Source organism: Mesorhizobium sp. B2-8-9 (assembly GCF_006439475.1).
In the GTDB taxonomy this organism is placed as follows: domain Bacteria; phylum Pseudomonadota; class Alphaproteobacteria; order Rhizobiales; family Rhizobiaceae; genus Mesorhizobium.
In genome coordinates this window covers 275,415-291,543 of sequence record NZ_VFTQ01000005.1, presented here as the reverse complement: position 1 = coordinate 291,543, position 16,129 = coordinate 275,415, and the positions used below count along the sequence as shown (strand labels likewise).

Here is a 16,129-nt window from a genome sequence, read left to right as displayed (position 1 = left end):
TCAGCGCCCGGCCCAGTCAATGGCGGTTTCGAGGATTGTTTTCAGCGTGGCGCGGATCGGCGCGGCATAGCTTGGGTCGTAAGGCACCGGCCAATTTTCCGGCGAACCTTTTTCCGCAGGCTCGCGCATGTAGCCGCGGTTGGAGAGCTCCATCTGCAGCGCATGCACGCCGTTCCCGGGCTGGCCGAAGCTTCTGGTGATCCAGCCGCCCTTGAAGCGGCCGTTGACCACCCAGGTCTCGCCGGTCGCGGCCAGGATGGCGGCCACTTTTTCCTGCAGCACGGGATCGGTGCTCTTGCCGTCATTCGTGCCAAGGTTGAAGACCGGCAGCGTGCCGTCGAACAGGCGCGGCAGCACCGAGCGGATCGAATGGCAGTCATAGAGCACGATCTTGTCATGTATGCCGCGCAGCCGGTCGATCTCGGCCTGCAGGGCGGCATGGTAAGGCTCGAAATAGGTCTCGCGGCGCTGGTCGATCTCGGATGGGCTCGGCTCCTCACCGATGCGGTAGAGCGGATCGCCGTCAAACGTGTCTGTCGGGCAAAGGGTGGTCGTCGCCTGCCCGGGATAGAGCGAAACGCCCGACGGATCGCGGTTGACGTCGATAACGGTACGCGAGATGGCGGTGTGCACGACGGTTGCGCCGAGGTCGGCGGCGAAATCATAGAGCTTGTCGATCCACCAGTCGCAGTCGCGCCGCCCGAGCCAAGTCGAGACGAGGCGCGAGTCGAGGCCGGCGAGGTCGATGCCGGTGTGCGGGATCGAAACCAGCAGCGGCGCGGTGCCCTGGGTGACGGTGAGCCAGCTTGGCGAAGCCATCATGCCGCTCCCGCGATCCCCGGCAGCTTCACGGCACCCGCCGCATTCACCGCGGCGCCGCTGCGGACCATGGCGATGGCCTTCTCCATGTCGGGATGGAAATGGCGATCATTGTCGAGATGCGGGACTTCGGCCCGGACCAATCTGCGCACCGCCTCCAGCGCCTCGCTGGATGCAAGCGGCGCGTGAAAATCGCAGCCTTGCGCGGCGGCCAGCAATTCGATGCCGATGACGGCGGTCGCATTCTCGATCATGCCGAGCAGCCGGCGCGCGCCGTGGGCGGCCATCGAGACATGATCTTCCTGGTTGGCCGACGTCGGAATGGAATCGACGCTCGCCGGGTAGGCCTTCTGCTTGTTTTCGGAAACGAGCGCCGCCGCCGTCACCTGCGGGATCATGAAACCCGAGTTCAGACCGGGCTTCGGCGTGAGGAAGGCCGGCATGCCGGACAATGCCGGGTCGACCAGCATGGCAATGCGACGCTCCGACAGCGAGCCGATCTCGCAGACGGCAAGCGCAATCATGTCGGCGGCGAAGGCCACCGGCTCGGCGTGGAAATTGCCGCCTGACAGCGCGGTGTCGTCCTCCGCGAAGATCAGCGGGTTGTCTGTGACGCCGTTGGCTTCCGTCTCGAGCGTGTCGGCGGCCTTGCGCAGCACGTCGAGCGCAGCGCCCATCACCTGCGGCTGGCAGCGCAGGCAGTACGGATCCTGTACGCGCTCGTCGCCGACACGGTGTGATTCACGAATGGCGCTGCCGGCCATGAGATTACGCAGCGCGTCCGCGGTCTCGATCTGGCCACGATGCTTGCGCAACAGATGGATGCGCGGGTCGAAGGGGGCGTCCGAACCCTTGGCGGCATCGGTCGACAGCGCGCCGGCGACCAGCGCCGACTGGTAAAGAACCTCGGCCTCGAACAGGCCGGCGAGCGCGAAGGCGGTGGAGAACTGCGTGCCGTTGAGCAGCGCGAGACCCTCCTTGGCGCCTAATGTCACCGCCTCCAGTCCATGCGAGACGAAGGCCACCTTGGCCGGGAACCGGCCATGCGGGGTAAAGCATTCGCCGACGCCGATCATGACGGCGGTCATATGCGAAAGCGGCGCGAGGTCGCCGGAAGCGCCGACCGAGCCTTGCGCCGGCACCACCGGAATGACGTCGTTGGCGAGCATTGCTTCCAGCAATTCGATGGTCTGGGGCCGCACGCCGGATGCGCCCTGGGCTAGGCTGGCAAGCTTCAGCGCCATCATTAGCCGCACCACGGCGACGGGCATCGGCTCGCCGACGCCGGCGGCATGCGAGAGCACGATGTTGCGCTGGAGCGTTTCGAGGTCGTTTGCCGGGATGCGGACGCTGGCGAGCTTACCGAAGCCGGTGTTGATGCCATAGACCGGCTCGCCCTTGGCGAGGATGCGGGCGACCGCCTCGGCGCTGGCCTTGATCTTCGGCCGGCAGGCATCGTCGAGCTTCGGCACGGCGCCGCGATAGATGGCGCGCCAGTCGGCTAGCGTGGCGTTGCCGGGCGTCAGGGTAAGTTCCGTCATTGTCCTCTCCAGATACGGGCATGGAGCGGGTTGAAGCCCATGCGGTAGACGAGTTCGGCCGGACGCTCGATATCCCAGATGGCGAGATCGGCCGATTTGCCGGCTTCCAACGTGCCGGTCTGTTCAAGCAAGCCCAACGCCCGCGCGGCCTCGCGGGTGACGCCGGCGAGACACTCGTCGACAGTCATGCCGAACAGCGTCGCGGCCATGTTCAGGGTGAGCAGCAGCGAAGTAAGCGGCGAGGTGCCGGGATTGGAGTCGGTGGCGACAGCCATCTTCACGCCGTGGCGGCGAAAGAGATCGACGGGCGGCTTCTTCGTCTCACGGATGAAGTAGTAAGCGCCGGGCAGGATCGTCGCCACGGTGCCGGCCTTGGCCATGGCTTCGGCTCCTTCCTCGTCCGTATATTCGAGGTGGTCGGCGGACAACGCGCCATAGCGGGCGGCAAGCGCTGCGCCATGCAGGTTGGAGAGTTGGTCGGCGTGGAGTTTTACGGGCAGGCCGAGCGCCTTCGCCTTGTCGAACACGCGCGCCATTTGCTCCGGAGAGAAGGCGATGCCCTCGCAGAACCCATCGACGGCATCGGCGAGCTTTTCGGCAGCGACCTGCGGCAGGATCGTGCCGGCGACGAGATCGATGAAGGCGTCCTTGTCGCCCTTGGCTTCCGGCGGCAGCGCGTGGGCGGCGAGACATGTCGTGCGGACCATGACGGGGCGCTCGTTGCTCAGCCGGCGGGCGGCGCGCAGCGACTTCTTCTCGTTCTCGAGGTCTAGACCGTAGCCGGACTTGACCTCGACGGTGGTGACGCCTTCGGCAATCAGCGCGTCGAGCCGCGGCAGCGTCTGGGCGACCAGGTCATCCTCGCTCGCTGCGCGCAGCGACTTGACCGAGGAGACGATGCCGCCGCCGGCGCGTGCCACTTCCTCATATGTGGCGCCGGCCAGCCGCATCTCGAACTCGTTGGCGCGGTTTCCCGCATAGACAAGATGCGTGTGACAGTCGATCAGGCCGGGGGTGATCCAGCGTCCAACACAATCGACGGTCCCGGCGCCCTGCCCGGCCGCAGCCGGCATGTCGACCTCGGGGCCGGCATAGAGAATAAGCCCGTCTCGCGCGGCGACCGCGCCTTTCTCGACGATGCCGAGACCGGCCGCACCCTCGGCCATGGTCGCCAGGCGCGCATTGCGCCAAACCCGATGGCCGCTCCTGTTGTTTGCTCCACCCATCATTTTTTCCATTTGAAAGGATGCTGGTTATGTATATACATATTGAAACGCGACGCAAGCAATATCGTCGCTCACGCATCGAGATTTGGAGACGCAGGTGACGGCGATCTTTGCGGAACAGGCGCTTCTGCCCGAGGGCTGGCAAAGCAATGTCAGGATCGCCTTCGAGGATGGCCGTATCTCGAAGGTCGAGACCGGCGCTGCCGCTCGGGCCGGCGACGAACGCCACGCCATCGTCCTGCCGGGCATGCCCAATCTGCACAGCCACGCCTTCCAGCGCGGCATGGCGGGTTTGGCCGAATTGCGCGGCCCTTCGGCCGACAGTTTCTGGAGCTGGCGCGAGGTGATGTACCGCTTCGCGCTGTCGATGACGCCGGACCAGGTCGAGGCAGTCGCCTCACAGCTCTATGTCGAAATGCTGGAGGCCGGCTTTTCGCGCGTCGGCGAGTTCCACTACCTCCACCATGATCGCGACGGAAAGCCTTACGCCAATATCGCCGAAATGGCGGAGCGGATCGCGGCTGCCGCCGCAGATACCGGCATTGGCCTGACACTGTTGCCGGTCTTCTATGCCCATTCCGCCTTCGGCGGCGCCGCGCCCAACGAAGGCCAGCGGCGATTCATCAATGATGTCGAGCGCTTCGGGCGCCTGCTTGAGAAAAGCCGCGAGGGCGTTCGCTCGTTGGAGCAGGTCGTCGTCGGCGTCGCGCCGCACAGCCTGCGCGCCGCGACGCCGGACGAGCTCGATGCGGTCGCCGCGATGGCACCGGACGGACCGATCCATATCCATGTCGCCGAACAGATGAAGGAAGTCGAGGACTGCGTCGCCTGGTCGGGCAAGCGTCCGGTCGAATTCCTGCTGGCCAACGCCAAAGTCGACAAGCGCTGGTGCCTGATCCACGCCACCCATATGACCGAGGCCGAGACGATTGCCATGGCCCGGACCGGCGCCGTCGCCGGACTCTGTCCGATCACCGAAGCCAATCTCGGTGACGGTACGTTCGCGGCGCCACTGTTCATCGAGCATGGCGGCCGCTTTGGCGTCGGCTCCGACTCCAATGTGCTGATCGGCCTGCCGGACGAGCTTCGGCAGCTCGAATATTCGCAGCGCCTCGCCCATCGCGCCCGCAACGTGCTAGCCCGCGCTGGCGGATCGACGGGGCGTGCCCTGTTCGATGCTTCGCTCGACGGCGGCAGCCAGGCGCTCGGCGCCGGTCCGGCGCAAATTGCCGCCGGCTGCCCTGCCGATCTCGTCTCGCTCGACCAAAATCATCCATCGCTCTCCGGCAAGACAGGCGATGCGATCCTCGACGCCTGGATTTTTGCCAATGGCAGCAACATCGATTGCGTCTGGGTGCATGGCAAGAAGCAGGTCAGCGGCGGCAGGCATGCGAAGCGCGATGCCATCGCCGCGCGGTTCCGCAAAGTCATGACCGCGCTGTCGCAAGGCTGAACAGGAACATCCGATGAGTCTTGTCGAGACAGACGATGTCGAGGGCGGCGAGATCCTCTCGCTGCATCAACGCATCCTGTCGGATATCCGCGAAAAGATCCTGTCGGGCGCCTGGGCGCCCGGACATCGCATCCCCTTCGAGCATGAGCTGACGGCTCACTACAATTGCTCGCGCATGACGGTGAACAAGGCGCTGTCGCAGTTGGCCAAGGCCGGGCTGATCGAGCGCCGCCGCCGCTCCGGTAGTTTCGTGCGCCAGCCGCAGTCGCAAGCGGCGGTGCTTGAGCTGCATGACATCAGAATCGAGGTCGAGGCGCTCGGCCTGCCCTATCGCTATGAGCGGCTGGAACGCCTGAAGCGGCGCAGTGGCGCCGAGGACCGCGCGCTGCTCGGGCTTTCCCGATCAGGTCCGGTGCTGGCGCTGGAGGGCTTGCATTTTGCCGGCGAACGGCCGTTCGCGCTGGAGCAGCGGCTGATCAATCTTTCTGCGGTGGCCGAGGCAGCCGAGGAGGAATTTCTCGACATCGCGCCAGGCCCGTGGCTGATCGGCCGCGTTCCGTGGAGCGAGGCCGAGCACCGCATCCGCGCCATGGCCGCCGACGAGACGATCGCCGATGCGCTAGACATCGACGTGGGCGCGCCCTGCCTGGTGGTCGAACGCCGCACCTGGAGCGCCGAGCATGCGGTGACGCATGTTCGGTTCATCTATCCGGCGGAGAGCCACACGCTGGTGGCGCGATTTACCCCGTCGCAGGGGTGAGCTCTTCTCCTCCCCCCTTGTGGGAGAAGGTGGATCGGCGCGCAGCGCCGAGACGGATGAGGGGTGTTCCAGCGGAGTGAGACGCTGGCATTCCCTGGAGCACCCCTCATCCGGCCGCTTCGCGGCCACCTTCTCCCACAAGGGGAGAAGGGAAAGTCGGCGCCTCAGATCGCCGCAGTCACAATAATCTCGACCAGATATTCCGGGGCGGCGAGCTTGGCTTCGCCGGTGGCGCGTGCCGGGGTATGGCCTTGCGGCACCCACTTGTCCCATTCCGAGTTCATTTCGGCGAAGGTGCCCATGTCGGCCAGCCAGATGATCGCCTGGACGATCTTGGTCTTGTCGGTGCCGGCCTTGGCGAGCAATTCGTCGATGGTCTTGAGGATGTCGCGGGTCTGCGAGGCGACGTTGCCGCCGGGCTCGCCGACCTGGCCGGCCAGATAGACGGTGTTGCCATGGATGACGATCTGGCTCATGCGCGGGCCGACATCGATGCGACGAATGCTCATTGGAGGTTCCTTCGTTATGGGGGTCGCTGCTCTTTAGAGTCCGGGCGGACGCGGGGCAAGGCCGGCGGACGCGAAACCAATTGAGCCAAGTGTCCGATCTCTGCCGCCCACCTACACGGCGAGTTGACCGGTCGTGACACAATTGCGCCAGCCTGGCGTGTTGACTAATGTAATAACATCACATATCGACAGCTCACTCGATTTCGCGGACCGCCGCCCGATGACCAATGCCTGCCTGACTTTCCGCGACCTGACGCTGGGCTACAACAGCCACGCGGCCATCCATCATTTGAACGGCACCGTCCGCAAAGGTTCGCTGACCGCGGTGGTCGGCGCCAACGGCTCGGGCAAATCGACGCTGATGAAGGGCATCGTCGGCGTGCTGAAGCCGATGGAAGGCGCGGTGGTCCGCATGCCGGGTGTCCGCACCGCCTATCTTCCGCAGCAGTCGGAGCTCGACCGCTCCTTTCCGGCGCGCGTCGTCGATCTGGTCTCGCTCGGCCTATGGCCAAAGCGCGGCATGCTCGGGCGCTACACCAAAGAGGACCGAGAATCCGTCAGCAAGGCGCTGATGGCGGTCGGGCTCGGCGGCTTCGAGAAGCGGCCGATCGACACGCTGTCCGGCGGACAGCTGCAGCGCACGCTGTTTGCCCGCGTGCTGTTGCAGGACGCCGACCTCATCCTGCTCGACGAGCCATTCAACGCGGTCGACGCCAAGACCGTTGGCGACCTCATCCAGTTGATAAAGCGCTGGCATGGCGAAGAGCGCACGATCATGGTCGTGATTCACGATCTCGATCTGGTGCGGCAGAATTTCCCCGAGACGCTGCTGCTTGCCCGCCAGCCTGTCGCCTGGGGCGACACCAAGGACACGCTGCGGCCGGAAAATCTGCTCAAGGCAAGGCGCTTCCACGAGGCGTGGGAAGAAAACGCGCCGTGGTGCGAGCCGAGTGAGCATGAACACAGCCATGATCGCGCGCACGATCATGATCATGGGCATGACCACCGACACGACCATCATCACGGCTCCGGACCGAGGGCGGCATGATGGATTTCCTCTACGGCCTGTTCATCGCGCCCTTCGCCGACTTCGCCTTCATGCAGCGGGCGCTGTTCGGCTCGCTGATGCTGTCGCTCGGCGCCTGCCCGGTCGGCGTCTTCCTGATGCTCAGGCGCATGAGCCTGTCGGGCGACGCGATGGCGCATGCCATCCTGCCCGGCGCTGCCGCCGGCTTCCTGCTTTATGGCCTCGAAATCCTGCCGATGACCATCGGCGGGCTGATCGCCGGCATCATCGTGGCGCTCGGCGCGGGTGCCGTCTCTCGCTTCACCATCCAGCGCGAGGACGCCTCGATGGCGGCCTTCTACCTCATCTCGCTGGCCGTCGGCGTGCTGATGGTGTCGATCCGCGGCTCCAGCGTCGACCTGATGCATGTGCTGTTCGGCACGGTGCTGGCGCTCAACGATGAGGCGCTCATCCTGATCGGCGGAATCGTGGCGGTGACGCTCGCCTGTCTCGCCATCTTCTGGCGCGCGCTTGTCGCCGAGTGCCTTGACCCGCTGTTCCTGCGCTCGGTGAGCCGCATGGGCAGCCCGGTGCATTTCATTTTCTTGGGCCTTGTCGTGCTCAACCTCGTCGGCGGCTTCCAGGCGTTGGGCACGCTGCTGTCGGTCGGGCTGATGATGCTGCCTGCCGCCGCGGCCCGCTTCTGGACGGCGCGCGTGGAGCCGATGTGCGCGTTGGCGGTGCTGATCGGCTTCGCCTCCTGCATCGCCGGACTGCTCCTGTCCTACCACGCGTCGCTGCCGTCCGGCCCGGCGATCATCCTTTCGTCCGGCGTCGTCTATTTCTGCTCGATCCTGTTCGGCACGCGCGGCGTGCTGCGCGCCCGCATCGTGCATCACCGGCACCGCACCGCCTGACCCTCATTCCCACCCCTTAAAAGGAGACGTTGCCAATGCTGAAATCCTTCCGAGCCGCCCTGGCGTTGAGCGTTATAACATTAAGCGTCTTCGCAACCTCGTCAGCCTTCGCGGCGCCGCTCAAGGTCGTGGCGAGTTTCACTGTGATTGCCGACTTCGCGAAAAATGTCGGCGGCGACCGGGTCAACATCACCACCATTGTCGGGCCGGACGGCGACGCGCATGTCTATGAGCCGAGCCCGGCGGACGCGGTGGCGATGGCCAAAGCCGATGTCGTGCTGGTCAACGGCCTGCATTTCGAGGGTTTCCTGCAGCGCCTGGTCGATGCCAGCGCCACCAAGGCCGCGATCGTGACGCTGACCAAGGGCGTGACGCCGATCGACTTCAAGCCGGAATTCGCCGACGCGGACGCCGCCGAAGGTGCTGGCACCGGCGGTGGCAAGACTGTCACCGATCCGCACGCCTTCCAGTCGATCGCCAACGCCAAGATCTATGTGAAGAACATCGCCGACGCGTTCTGCACGGCCGACAGCGAGGGCTGCGACAGCTACAAGGCCAACGCCGCCGCCTACACTACCAAGCTCGATGCGCTGGAGGGCGAAGTGAAGGCGGCGATCCAGTCGATCCCGGAAGCCAAGCGCGTGGTCATCACCTCGCATGATGCCTTCGGCTATTTCGAACATGAATACGGGCTGACCTTCCTCGCGCCGGAAGGCATCTCGACCGAATCCGAGCCCTCGGCGGCCGATGTCGCCAAGCTGGTTAGCCAAGTGAAGCAGGACAAGGCGGCGGCGATCTTCGTGGAAAACATCACCAATCCGCGGCTCATCGAGCAGATCGCCGGCGAGACCGGCATCAAGGTCGGCGGCACGCTCTATTCGGACGCGCTGTCTCAGCCCGATGGTCCCGCCTCGACCTATATCGACATGATGCACAACAACATCACGCAGATCAAAGGCGCGATCCTCGGCAGCTGAGCGGCGAGGCGTCAACCGGCCCGGCATCTTGGGTTGCCGCAGCGTCCATTGCGTATCCAAGAGGTACGCGGCGCTGCGGGAGCCGGTTGGATTTTCCGGCGCACATTCTCTATTTGGCAGAGAAATCCGCTCGTACGGATTGCCGCTCATGCCCCGGGGTGGCATGACTGCGCCAAAGAGATTGCGAGGACCACATCATGGAATACCGCCAGATCAGCGACGACTATTCGGTCTCCGGCCAGATCCAGCCGCAGGATATTGCCGCCATCAAGGACGCCGGCTTCAAAAGCGTGATCTGCAACCGGCCGGACGACGAGCAGCCGGGCCAGCCTTCGGCCGATAGCGTCAAGGCAGCGGCCGAGGCGGCCGGCCTTGCCTTCCGCTATATCCCGGTCATCAGCGGCCAGATCACCATGGACAATGTCGAGGACCAGGCCGCCGCGCTCGACGAGCTCGAAGGCCCGGTCTTCGCCTATTGCCGCTCAGGCGCACGCTGCACCAACCTCTATGGGCTGATCCAGCAGCAGCGGGGGTGACGGATTTGCCGCGAAAGTGTGCTGAGATTCAGGTCAGGCCGAGCCGAAAATCGTGGCTTCCGAGAACCGGAGCGGAGCGTACTTAAAGTACGTGAGCACCGGAAGCGCAGGAAGCCGCATTTGCAGGCCGGCCTCACCTGAATATCGGCACACTTTAAATCGGCAGCGCGCCGGTTTCCTTCAGCGTCTCCAGCACGATCGCGGTCTTCACATGCTGCACGGATTCGTGCGGCAGGAGCACGCCGTTGACGAACTCGGACAGTGACTTGAGGTCGGGCGTCACCACCTTCAGGATGTAATCCATCTCGCCGGTTAGCGCGTGCGCCTCCTGCACCTCGGGCAGGCGGGCCACCAGCTCGCCGAAGCGGCGGGCATTGTCGCGGTTGTGGGTGGCTAAAGTCACCGAGATGACGTTGACCAGCGAAAAGCCCAGACGATCGCGGTCGAGCACGGCGCGGTAGCCTTTGATGTAGCCATCATCCTCCAGCCGCTGGCGGCGGCGCGAACATTGCGAGGGCGAGAGGTTCACGCGCTCGGAAAGGTCGTTGTTGGTGAAGCGCGCATCCTCCTGCAGAAGCGCCATTATCTTGCGGTCAAATTGATCAAGACGCGTATCATCCACGAACAATCCTCCATTCGTGCATAATTTGCGCACATGATGACCATTTCAAGCGGTTGAATGCAAGCACCGTGCGGCGGGTCCGCGCTATCATGGGAAAGATGGCCAAGCTCGGCCGCAACAGCTTTCGGAGGACTGCCATGGGCCCCTTCCCGCACGACGCCCCGCCCGCCAGGATCAGTAAGCAAAATCCCGCTGGCACCGACGGCTTCGAATTCGTCGAGTTTGCGCATTCAGAGCCCGAAAAGCTCGCCGATTTGTTCACCCGCATGGGCTATGTCGCGGTCGCAAGGCACCGCAGCAAGGACATCACCGTCTGGCGCCAGGGGGACATCAACTATGTCGTCAATGCCGAGCCCGGCTCGCATGCGATGAAGTTCGTTGAAAAGCACGGCCCCTGCGCCGCCTCGATGGCGTGGCGCGTGGTCGATGCCAAACATGCCTTCGACCATGCCGTCTCAAAGGGTGCCACGCCCTATGAGGGAAGCGACAAAGCGCTCGACGTGCCGGCGATCGTCGGCATTGGCGGCTCGCTGCTTTATTTCATCGAAGCCAATGGCGAAAAAGGCTCGGCTTATGACGCCGAGTTCGAGTGGCTGGGCGAGCGCGACCCGAAGCCCGAAGGCGTCGGCTTCTATTATCTCGACCACCTCACCCACAACGTCTATCGCGGCAACATGGACAAATGGTGGGATTTCTACCGCGATCTGTTCGGCTTCAAGCAGATCCATTTCTTCGACATCGACGGTAAGATCACCGGCCTTGTCAGCCGCGCCATCACCTCGCCCTGCGGCAAGATCCGCATTCCGCTGAATGAGTCCAAGGACGAGACCAGCCAGATCGCCGAGTATCTGAAGAAGTACAATGGCGAGGGCATCCAGCACATCGCGGTCGGCACCGATGCGATCTACGAGGCCACCGACAAGCTCGCCGCCAACGGGCTGAAATTCATGCCCGGCCCGCCCGACACTTATTATGAGATGTCACATGAGCGCGTGCACGGCCACGACGAGCCGATCGAGCGCATGAAGAAGCACGGCATCCTGATCGACGGCGAAGGCGTCGTCGACGGCGGCACGACCAAGATCCTGCTGCAGATCTTTTCCAAAACCGTGATCGGCCCGATCTTCTTCGAGTTCATCCAGCGCAAGGGCGATGAAGGTTTTGGCGAAGGCAATTTCCGCGCGCTCTTCGAATCGATCGAGCAGGACCAGATCAAGCGCGGCGTGATCAAGCTGGACGGCAAGGCGGCTTAGACGATCCGATTCGGATAGCTTGCGACGCGATCAATTATGACCTAAATTATGGTCATAAAGGATCGCATCCATGAATGTCTCCATCGCCGAAGCCAAGGCCAAATTGTCGGAACTCGTAAGCCGCGCCGAAGCCGGCGAGGAGATTGTGCTTACGCGCCATGGCAAGGTTGCCGCGCGTATTGTACCTCCAGAGGTGGTCGAGCCGCTTCCGCGTATCGGCGCCCTGAAAGGGAAGATATGGATTGCGGACGACTTTGACGAACTCGGTCCCGAATGGGACGAGTACGTCAAATGACGACAGGTCCGTTTCTCGCCGATACGCACATTATCCTCTGGTCGATTTCGGACGACCGACGTCTCAGCGAACAGCACCGCGCCATCCTGAACTCGGAAGCCATGGTGTTCGCGAGCGCGGCAAGCGTTTGGGAAATCGCCATCAAACGGTCAATTGGAAAACTTCAGGCGCCAGATGACCTGCCGGGATTGCTTCCGAGGATGCGGTTTCAGCCCCTCGCCGTTACCTTGCAGCATGCGCACGCCGTCGGCGACTTACCTCCGCACCACGGCGATCCATTCGATAGGTTGCTGATTGCGCAAGCACAGGTGGAGAACCTGACCATCCTGACATCCGACTCGCATTTCGCTCGATACAGCATTGCGCTTGCCTAACTTTCCAGCCCTAGCCGCTCCACCTCGTCCTTCCTCAGCTTGACGTCGTAGTCGAGCAGAAACTCATCCAATTGCGGCGGCGCCACCGAAGTGCCGGAGAGCATCGCATGCACTTGGCCGCGATGGTGAATGTCGTGCAGGAAGACGTGGGCGAGAATGTCGCCGATCCGTTCGGGGATCATGCCGTCCTCGCGCCGGTCGGTGACGACGCGCCGGTCGAGATCGGCTTCCGACAGGCCGTCGCAGAAAGCGATGAGCTTGCGGTCGAAATCAGCCTGTGCCGCTGCCAGGCTTGCGGCGGCGTCTAACGGTATGAAGTCGTCGTAAGCCGCGGCACCCATGCCGCCATCGGTCAGGAAGTCGAAATAGAGAAGGTCGACCGCCAAGATGTGATTGAGCGTCTCCCTGATCGAAGGGAAGAAGCTGACGCGCCCGGCCTCGAACTCGCCGGGCTTGAGCGCGAGCACCGCGCGGTAGAGCCGGTCGTTCGACCACAGATTGTTGCGGGCCATGCGGCGCAGGTGCTCGAGCAAGGTCACCGTCGGGTTCTCACCCCCCGTATTTCTCGACCTTCTGCTCGATGGCGCCAAAGATCGAATGGCCGGCCTTGTCCTTCATCTCGATGCGCACGATGTCGCCAAAACGCAGGAAGGGCGTTTTCGGTTCGCCGGACTCGATGGTTTCGATCATGCGCAGCTCGGCGATGCAGGAATAGCCGGGGCCGCCGGCCGAGACGGGTTTGCCCGGCCCGCCGTCGAGCTTGTTGGAGACGGTCCCCGAGCCGACGATACTGCCGGCGGCGAGCGGCCGGGTTCTCGCGGCATGCGCGATCAGCGTCGGGAAGTCGAAGGTCATGTCGACCCCGGCATTGGCGCGGCCGAACGGCTTGCCGTTGACGTCGACCAGCAGCGAGAGATTGACCTTGCCGCCGTCCCAGGCATCGCCCAACTCGTCGGGGGTGACCGCGACCGGCGAGAAGGCCGAAGAGGGTTTCGATTGGAAGAAGCCAAACCCTTTTGCCAGTTCCGGCCCGGTGACGGCGCGCAGCGTGACGTCGTTGACCAGCATGACGAGGCGGATTGCCTCCTTCGCTTCTTCCAGACTGGCGCCCATCGGCACATCGTCGACGATGACCGCGACCTCGGCCTCCATGTCGATGCCGAAGGCCTCGTCGGCCATGCGGATCGGATCGCGCGGCGCAATGAAGGAGTCCGAGCCGCCCTGGTAGATCAGCGGGTCGGTCCAGAAGCTTGCCGGCATCTCCGCGCCGCGTGCCTTCCGCACCAGCTCGACATGGTTCACATAGGCGGAGCCGTCCGCCCATTGATAGGCGCGCGGCAGCGGCGAATGGGCATCATGTTCATGGAAACGCGCCGAGGGAACCGCGTTGGTCTCAAGCGATTCGGCCATGGCCGCCAGATGCGGCGAGATGCGGCGCCAATCGTCGAGCGCAGCCTGCAGCGTCGGCACCAGGAAGGAAGCGTCGGTGAACCGCGTCAGATCGCGCGAGACCACGACCAGTTTTCCGTCGCGCGTCCCGTTCTTCAATGTGGCAAGCTTCATGCGGTTTCCTCTCCTGATGCGGCCTTCTGACCGCTTAGCCCCACAACAAGGCCGTCGCGGGCAATCGTCAAGTCGCCGGACCAAGTTTTCCTGACGGCGTCGATCCAGTCGTCCTCGCCGATCGCCGGATCGTCGGCTGGAATGAGATGGTTGAGCACCAGCCGCTTCACCCCGGCATCGCTGGCGATGCGGCCTGCTTCGTCGGCAAAACTGTGGCTGGCTAGGAGATGCTCGCGCAGCCGCGCGCCGTTGCCGGTCCGGGCGACCAGTCGCTCCACGCCTTCCTCCAGCATGGCCTCATGGACAAGGATGTCGGCAGCTTTGGCAAACTCAGCCAGTGGCGGAAAGAAGGCAGTGTCGGCGGAAAACACCACGCTCTTGCCGCCCTGCTCGAAACGCAGCGCAAAGCAGTCGGTGACCGGCGGATGGTCGACGCGCAACGAAGCCACCGTCAGACCTCGCTCGTCCAGAACCGACCCTTCGCCGAACTCCTCGACGGTGATCAGGTCGCGGATGTCCGGCCTGCCTTCGTCGATGATGCGGATCTCGATGTCGAACTCCATCGCCTGACAGAAGCATTGCCAGTAATGCCCCGTGCCGGGTGGGCCAAAAACGGTCACCGGCGTCGCCAGACCCGCCGTCCAGGCGGTGTGGATCAGCGGCCCGAGTTCCAGAACGTGGTCCGAATGAAGTTGCGTGACGAAGATCAGGTCGAGCGCCTTCAGGCTGACGCCGGCATCAGTCAGCGCACGCGTGACGCCAAGTCCGCAATCGACGACGATGGTGCGCCCGCCGATTTCAAGCAGCGACGAACTCGGCCAGGGTCCGCCTGGCCGGACTGCCGGGCCACCCTTGGAGCCGAGCAGGACGAGCCGGTCCACGTTTTCGGTATTCAAGACCAGTCGCCTTCCGGAGTGCCGTTGAAACGCTTCTTCAGGTCGGCCCAGCAGTCGATGTAGTTCTCCTGCAAGGTGCCGAGCTCGGCGGCGTAGCGCGTCAGCATCTGAGGAAAGCGCGTCTCGAACATGAAGGCCATGGTGTTGTCGAGCTTGACCGGCTTCAGGTCGGCGCGCGTCGCCTTCTCGAAGCCGGAAGCGTCCGGGCCATGCGCCAGCATCTGGTTGTGCAGGCTGATGCCGCCGGGCACGAAACCTTCCTCCTTGGCGTCGTACTGGCCGTGGATCAGGCCCATGAACTCGCTCATGATGTTGCGATGGTACCAGGGCGGCCGGAACGTGTTTTCCGCCACCAGCCAGCGCGGCGGGAAGATGACGAAGTCGACGTTGGCTGTGCCCTCCTCGCCGCTCGGCGCTGTCAGCACGGTGAAGATCGACGGGTCCGGGTGGTCGAACAGGATGGCGCCGACGGGCGAAAACGTCGCCAGATCATATTTGTAGGGCGCGTAGTTGCCATGCCAGGCGACGACGTCGAGCGGCGAATGGCCGAGTTCGGTGACGTGGAATGCGCCGCACCATTTGACGATCAGCCGGCAGGGCGTCTCCTTCTCCTCGAACCAGGCGCAGGGCGTCTTGAAGTCGCGCGGATTGGCCAGGCAATTGGCGCCGATCGGGCCGCGGTCGGGCATGGTGAACTTGGCGCCGTAATTCTCGCAGACATAGCCGCGCACCTCCTTGTCGGCGAGCTCGACCTTGAAGACGAGGCCGCGCGGCAGCACCGCGATCTCGCCGGGGCGAAGCTCGATCACCCCCATCTCGGTGACGAAGCGCAGCGCGCCCACCTGCGGCACGACCAGCAATTCGCCGTCGGCGTTGAAGAAATGGTCGTCCACCATCGACCGGTTGGCGACATAAACATGCGCGGCCATGCCCGACTGGCCGACCGCATCGCCGGCCGTGGTGAAGGTACGCATGCCGGAAATGAAGTCGGTCGGCTCGGTCGGCATGGGCGTCGGGTTCCAGCGGTATTGGCCGAGCGCGAGCCCGTGGTCGCCGATATTAGGCCCGGTCTTCCACAAGAGGTAGCTGGCGCCCTTGAATCGGCCGGTGTGCTTTACGCTCGGGCGAATTCGATAAAGCCAGGAGCGCTCGTTGGTGCCGCGCGGCGCGGTGAAGGGCGAGCCCGAAAGCTGCTCGGCATAGAGGCCGTAGGCCGGCCGCTGCGGCGAGTTGCGGCCCTGCGGCAGCGATCCGGGCAGCGTCTCGGTTTCGAAATCATTGCCGAAACCCGGCATGTAGGAAAAGCCCATCCGATCCTCCCTGATCCCGGCTTGCGAGCGTCCCGAGACGCGGCCCGCCGGCGATGTTGACCAAAACTGGTT

18 protein-coding genes are annotated in these 16,129 nt (G+C 64.1%); 9 read left to right on the top strand and 9 right to left on the bottom strand.

Going from position 1 to position 16,129, the window contains the following annotated elements; translation table 11 throughout:
- From hutG to hutI, 3 genes are read right to left on the bottom strand one after another with little or no spacing between them, the layout of a single operon-like run.
- Positions 1-822 (bottom strand): N-formylglutamate deformylase, encoded by an 822-nt coding sequence (hutG, locus tag FJ423_RS09270; protein ID WP_181174758.1) that lies wholly within the window; start codon positions 820-822, stop codon positions 1-3.
- Positions 819-2,360 carry a histidine ammonia-lyase gene (gene hutH, locus FJ423_RS09265; protein ID WP_140841019.1) on the bottom strand — a complete coding sequence of 514 codons (1,542 nt, stop codon included), beginning with the start codon at positions 2,358-2,360 and terminating at the stop codon, positions 819-821. The genes hutG and hutH overlap by 4 nt, the downstream gene beginning before the upstream one ends.
- On the bottom strand, positions 2,357-3,586 hold the full coding sequence (gene hutI / locus FJ423_RS09260; protein WP_181174757.1) for an imidazolonepropionase: 1,230 nt from the start codon (positions 3,584-3,586) through the stop codon (positions 2,357-2,359). The genes hutH and hutI overlap by 4 nt, the downstream gene beginning before the upstream one ends.
- Positions 3,587-3,683: 97 nt before the next feature.
- Between hutI and FJ423_RS09255 the strand changes: the two genes are divergently transcribed.
- Together FJ423_RS09255 and hutC are read left to right on the top strand one after the other, a co-directional pair.
- The gene (locus tag FJ423_RS09255; protein WP_140841015.1) at positions 3,684-5,039 is read left to right on the top strand and encodes a formimidoylglutamate deiminase; all 1,356 of its coding nucleotides are present in this window, start codon (positions 3,684-3,686) and stop codon (positions 5,037-5,039) included.
- A gap of 13 nt (positions 5,040-5,052) precedes the next feature.
- On the top strand, positions 5,053-5,799 hold the full coding sequence (hutC, locus tag FJ423_RS09250) for a histidine utilization repressor (RefSeq protein WP_140841013.1): 747 nt from the start codon (positions 5,053-5,055) through the stop codon (positions 5,797-5,799).
- Between the two features lie 164 nt (positions 5,800-5,963).
- Here hutC and FJ423_RS09245 read toward each other — a convergent pair whose 3' ends face one another.
- Complete coding sequence (locus FJ423_RS09245) at positions 5,964-6,308, bottom strand: RidA family protein (RefSeq protein WP_140697768.1); 345 nt, start codon at positions 6,306-6,308, stop codon at positions 5,964-5,966.
- Positions 6,309-6,528: 220 nt separating this feature from the next.
- Between FJ423_RS09245 and aztA the strand changes: the two genes are divergently transcribed.
- The 4 genes from aztA to FJ423_RS09225 all read left to right on the top strand — a co-directional run bounded on the left by aztA (position 6,529) and on the right by FJ423_RS09225 (position 9,744).
- On the top strand, positions 6,529-7,356 hold the full coding sequence (gene aztA / locus FJ423_RS09240) for a zinc ABC transporter ATP-binding protein AztA (protein ID WP_140841011.1): 828 nt from the start codon (positions 6,529-6,531) through the stop codon (positions 7,354-7,356).
- Complete coding sequence (gene aztB, locus FJ423_RS09235) at positions 7,356-8,231, top strand: zinc ABC transporter permease AztB (protein WP_140841086.1); 876 nt, start codon at positions 7,356-7,358, stop codon at positions 8,229-8,231. The genes aztA and aztB overlap by 1 nt, the downstream gene beginning before the upstream one ends.
- A 35-nt stretch (positions 8,232-8,266) precedes the next feature.
- The gene (aztC, locus tag FJ423_RS09230; RefSeq protein WP_140841009.1) at positions 8,267-9,208 is read left to right on the top strand and encodes a zinc ABC transporter substrate-binding protein AztC; all 942 of its coding nucleotides are present in this window, start codon (positions 8,267-8,269) and stop codon (positions 9,206-9,208) included.
- A gap of 197 nt (positions 9,209-9,405) precedes the next feature.
- A complete protein-coding gene (locus FJ423_RS09225) occupies positions 9,406-9,744 on the top strand; it encodes a TIGR01244 family sulfur transferase (RefSeq protein ID WP_042646282.1) in 339 nt (112 codons plus the stop codon).
- A gap of 154 nt (positions 9,745-9,898) precedes the next feature.
- On the opposite strand, the gene FJ423_RS09220 is transcribed toward FJ423_RS09225, so the two are convergent.
- Positions 9,899-10,366: an Lrp/AsnC family transcriptional regulator gene (locus FJ423_RS09220; protein ID WP_140841007.1), complete on the bottom strand. Its 468-nt coding sequence runs from the start codon at positions 10,364-10,366 to the stop codon at positions 9,899-9,901.
- A gap of 137 nt (positions 10,367-10,503) precedes the next feature.
- Between FJ423_RS09220 and hppD the strand changes: the two genes are divergently transcribed.
- From hppD to FJ423_RS09205, 3 genes are all read left to right on the top strand, one after another.
- Positions 10,504-11,619, top strand: coding sequence for a 4-hydroxyphenylpyruvate dioxygenase (hppD, locus tag FJ423_RS09215; RefSeq protein WP_140841005.1), 1,116 nt, complete (start codon positions 10,504-10,506; stop codon positions 11,617-11,619).
- 70 nt (positions 11,620-11,689) lie between these two features.
- Positions 11,690-11,914 (top strand): type II toxin-antitoxin system prevent-host-death family antitoxin, encoded by a 225-nt coding sequence (locus FJ423_RS09210; protein WP_128259409.1) that lies wholly within the window; start codon positions 11,690-11,692, stop codon positions 11,912-11,914.
- The gene (locus FJ423_RS09205; RefSeq protein WP_140841003.1) at positions 11,911-12,288 is read left to right on the top strand and encodes a type II toxin-antitoxin system VapC family toxin; all 378 of its coding nucleotides are present in this window, start codon (positions 11,911-11,913) and stop codon (positions 12,286-12,288) included. Before FJ423_RS09210 ends, FJ423_RS09205 begins: the two co-directional genes overlap by 4 nt.
- On the opposite strand, the gene FJ423_RS09200 is transcribed toward FJ423_RS09205, so the two are convergent.
- From FJ423_RS09200 to hmgA, 4 genes are read right to left on the bottom strand one after another with little or no spacing between them, the layout of a single operon-like run.
- Positions 12,285-12,827 (bottom strand): DinB family protein, encoded by a 543-nt coding sequence (locus FJ423_RS09200; RefSeq protein ID WP_140841001.1) that lies wholly within the window; start codon positions 12,825-12,827, stop codon positions 12,285-12,287. The genes FJ423_RS09205 and FJ423_RS09200 overlap by 4 nt on opposite strands.
- 10 nt (positions 12,828-12,837) lie before the next feature.
- Positions 12,838-13,851, bottom strand: a complete 1,014-nt coding sequence (locus FJ423_RS09195) for a fumarylacetoacetate hydrolase family protein (protein ID WP_140840999.1) — start codon at positions 13,849-13,851, stop codon at positions 12,838-12,840.
- A complete protein-coding gene (locus FJ423_RS09190) occupies positions 13,848-14,747 on the bottom strand; it encodes an MBL fold metallo-hydrolase (protein ID WP_140840997.1) in 900 nt (299 codons plus the stop codon). Before FJ423_RS09190 ends, FJ423_RS09195 begins: the two co-directional genes overlap by 4 nt.
- Positions 14,744-16,057 carry a homogentisate 1,2-dioxygenase gene (hmgA, locus tag FJ423_RS09185; RefSeq protein WP_140840995.1) on the bottom strand — a complete coding sequence of 438 codons (1,314 nt, stop codon included), beginning with the start codon at positions 16,055-16,057 and terminating at the stop codon, positions 14,744-14,746. The genes FJ423_RS09190 and hmgA overlap by 4 nt, the downstream gene beginning before the upstream one ends.
- Positions 16,058-16,129: the final 72 nt, after the last annotated feature.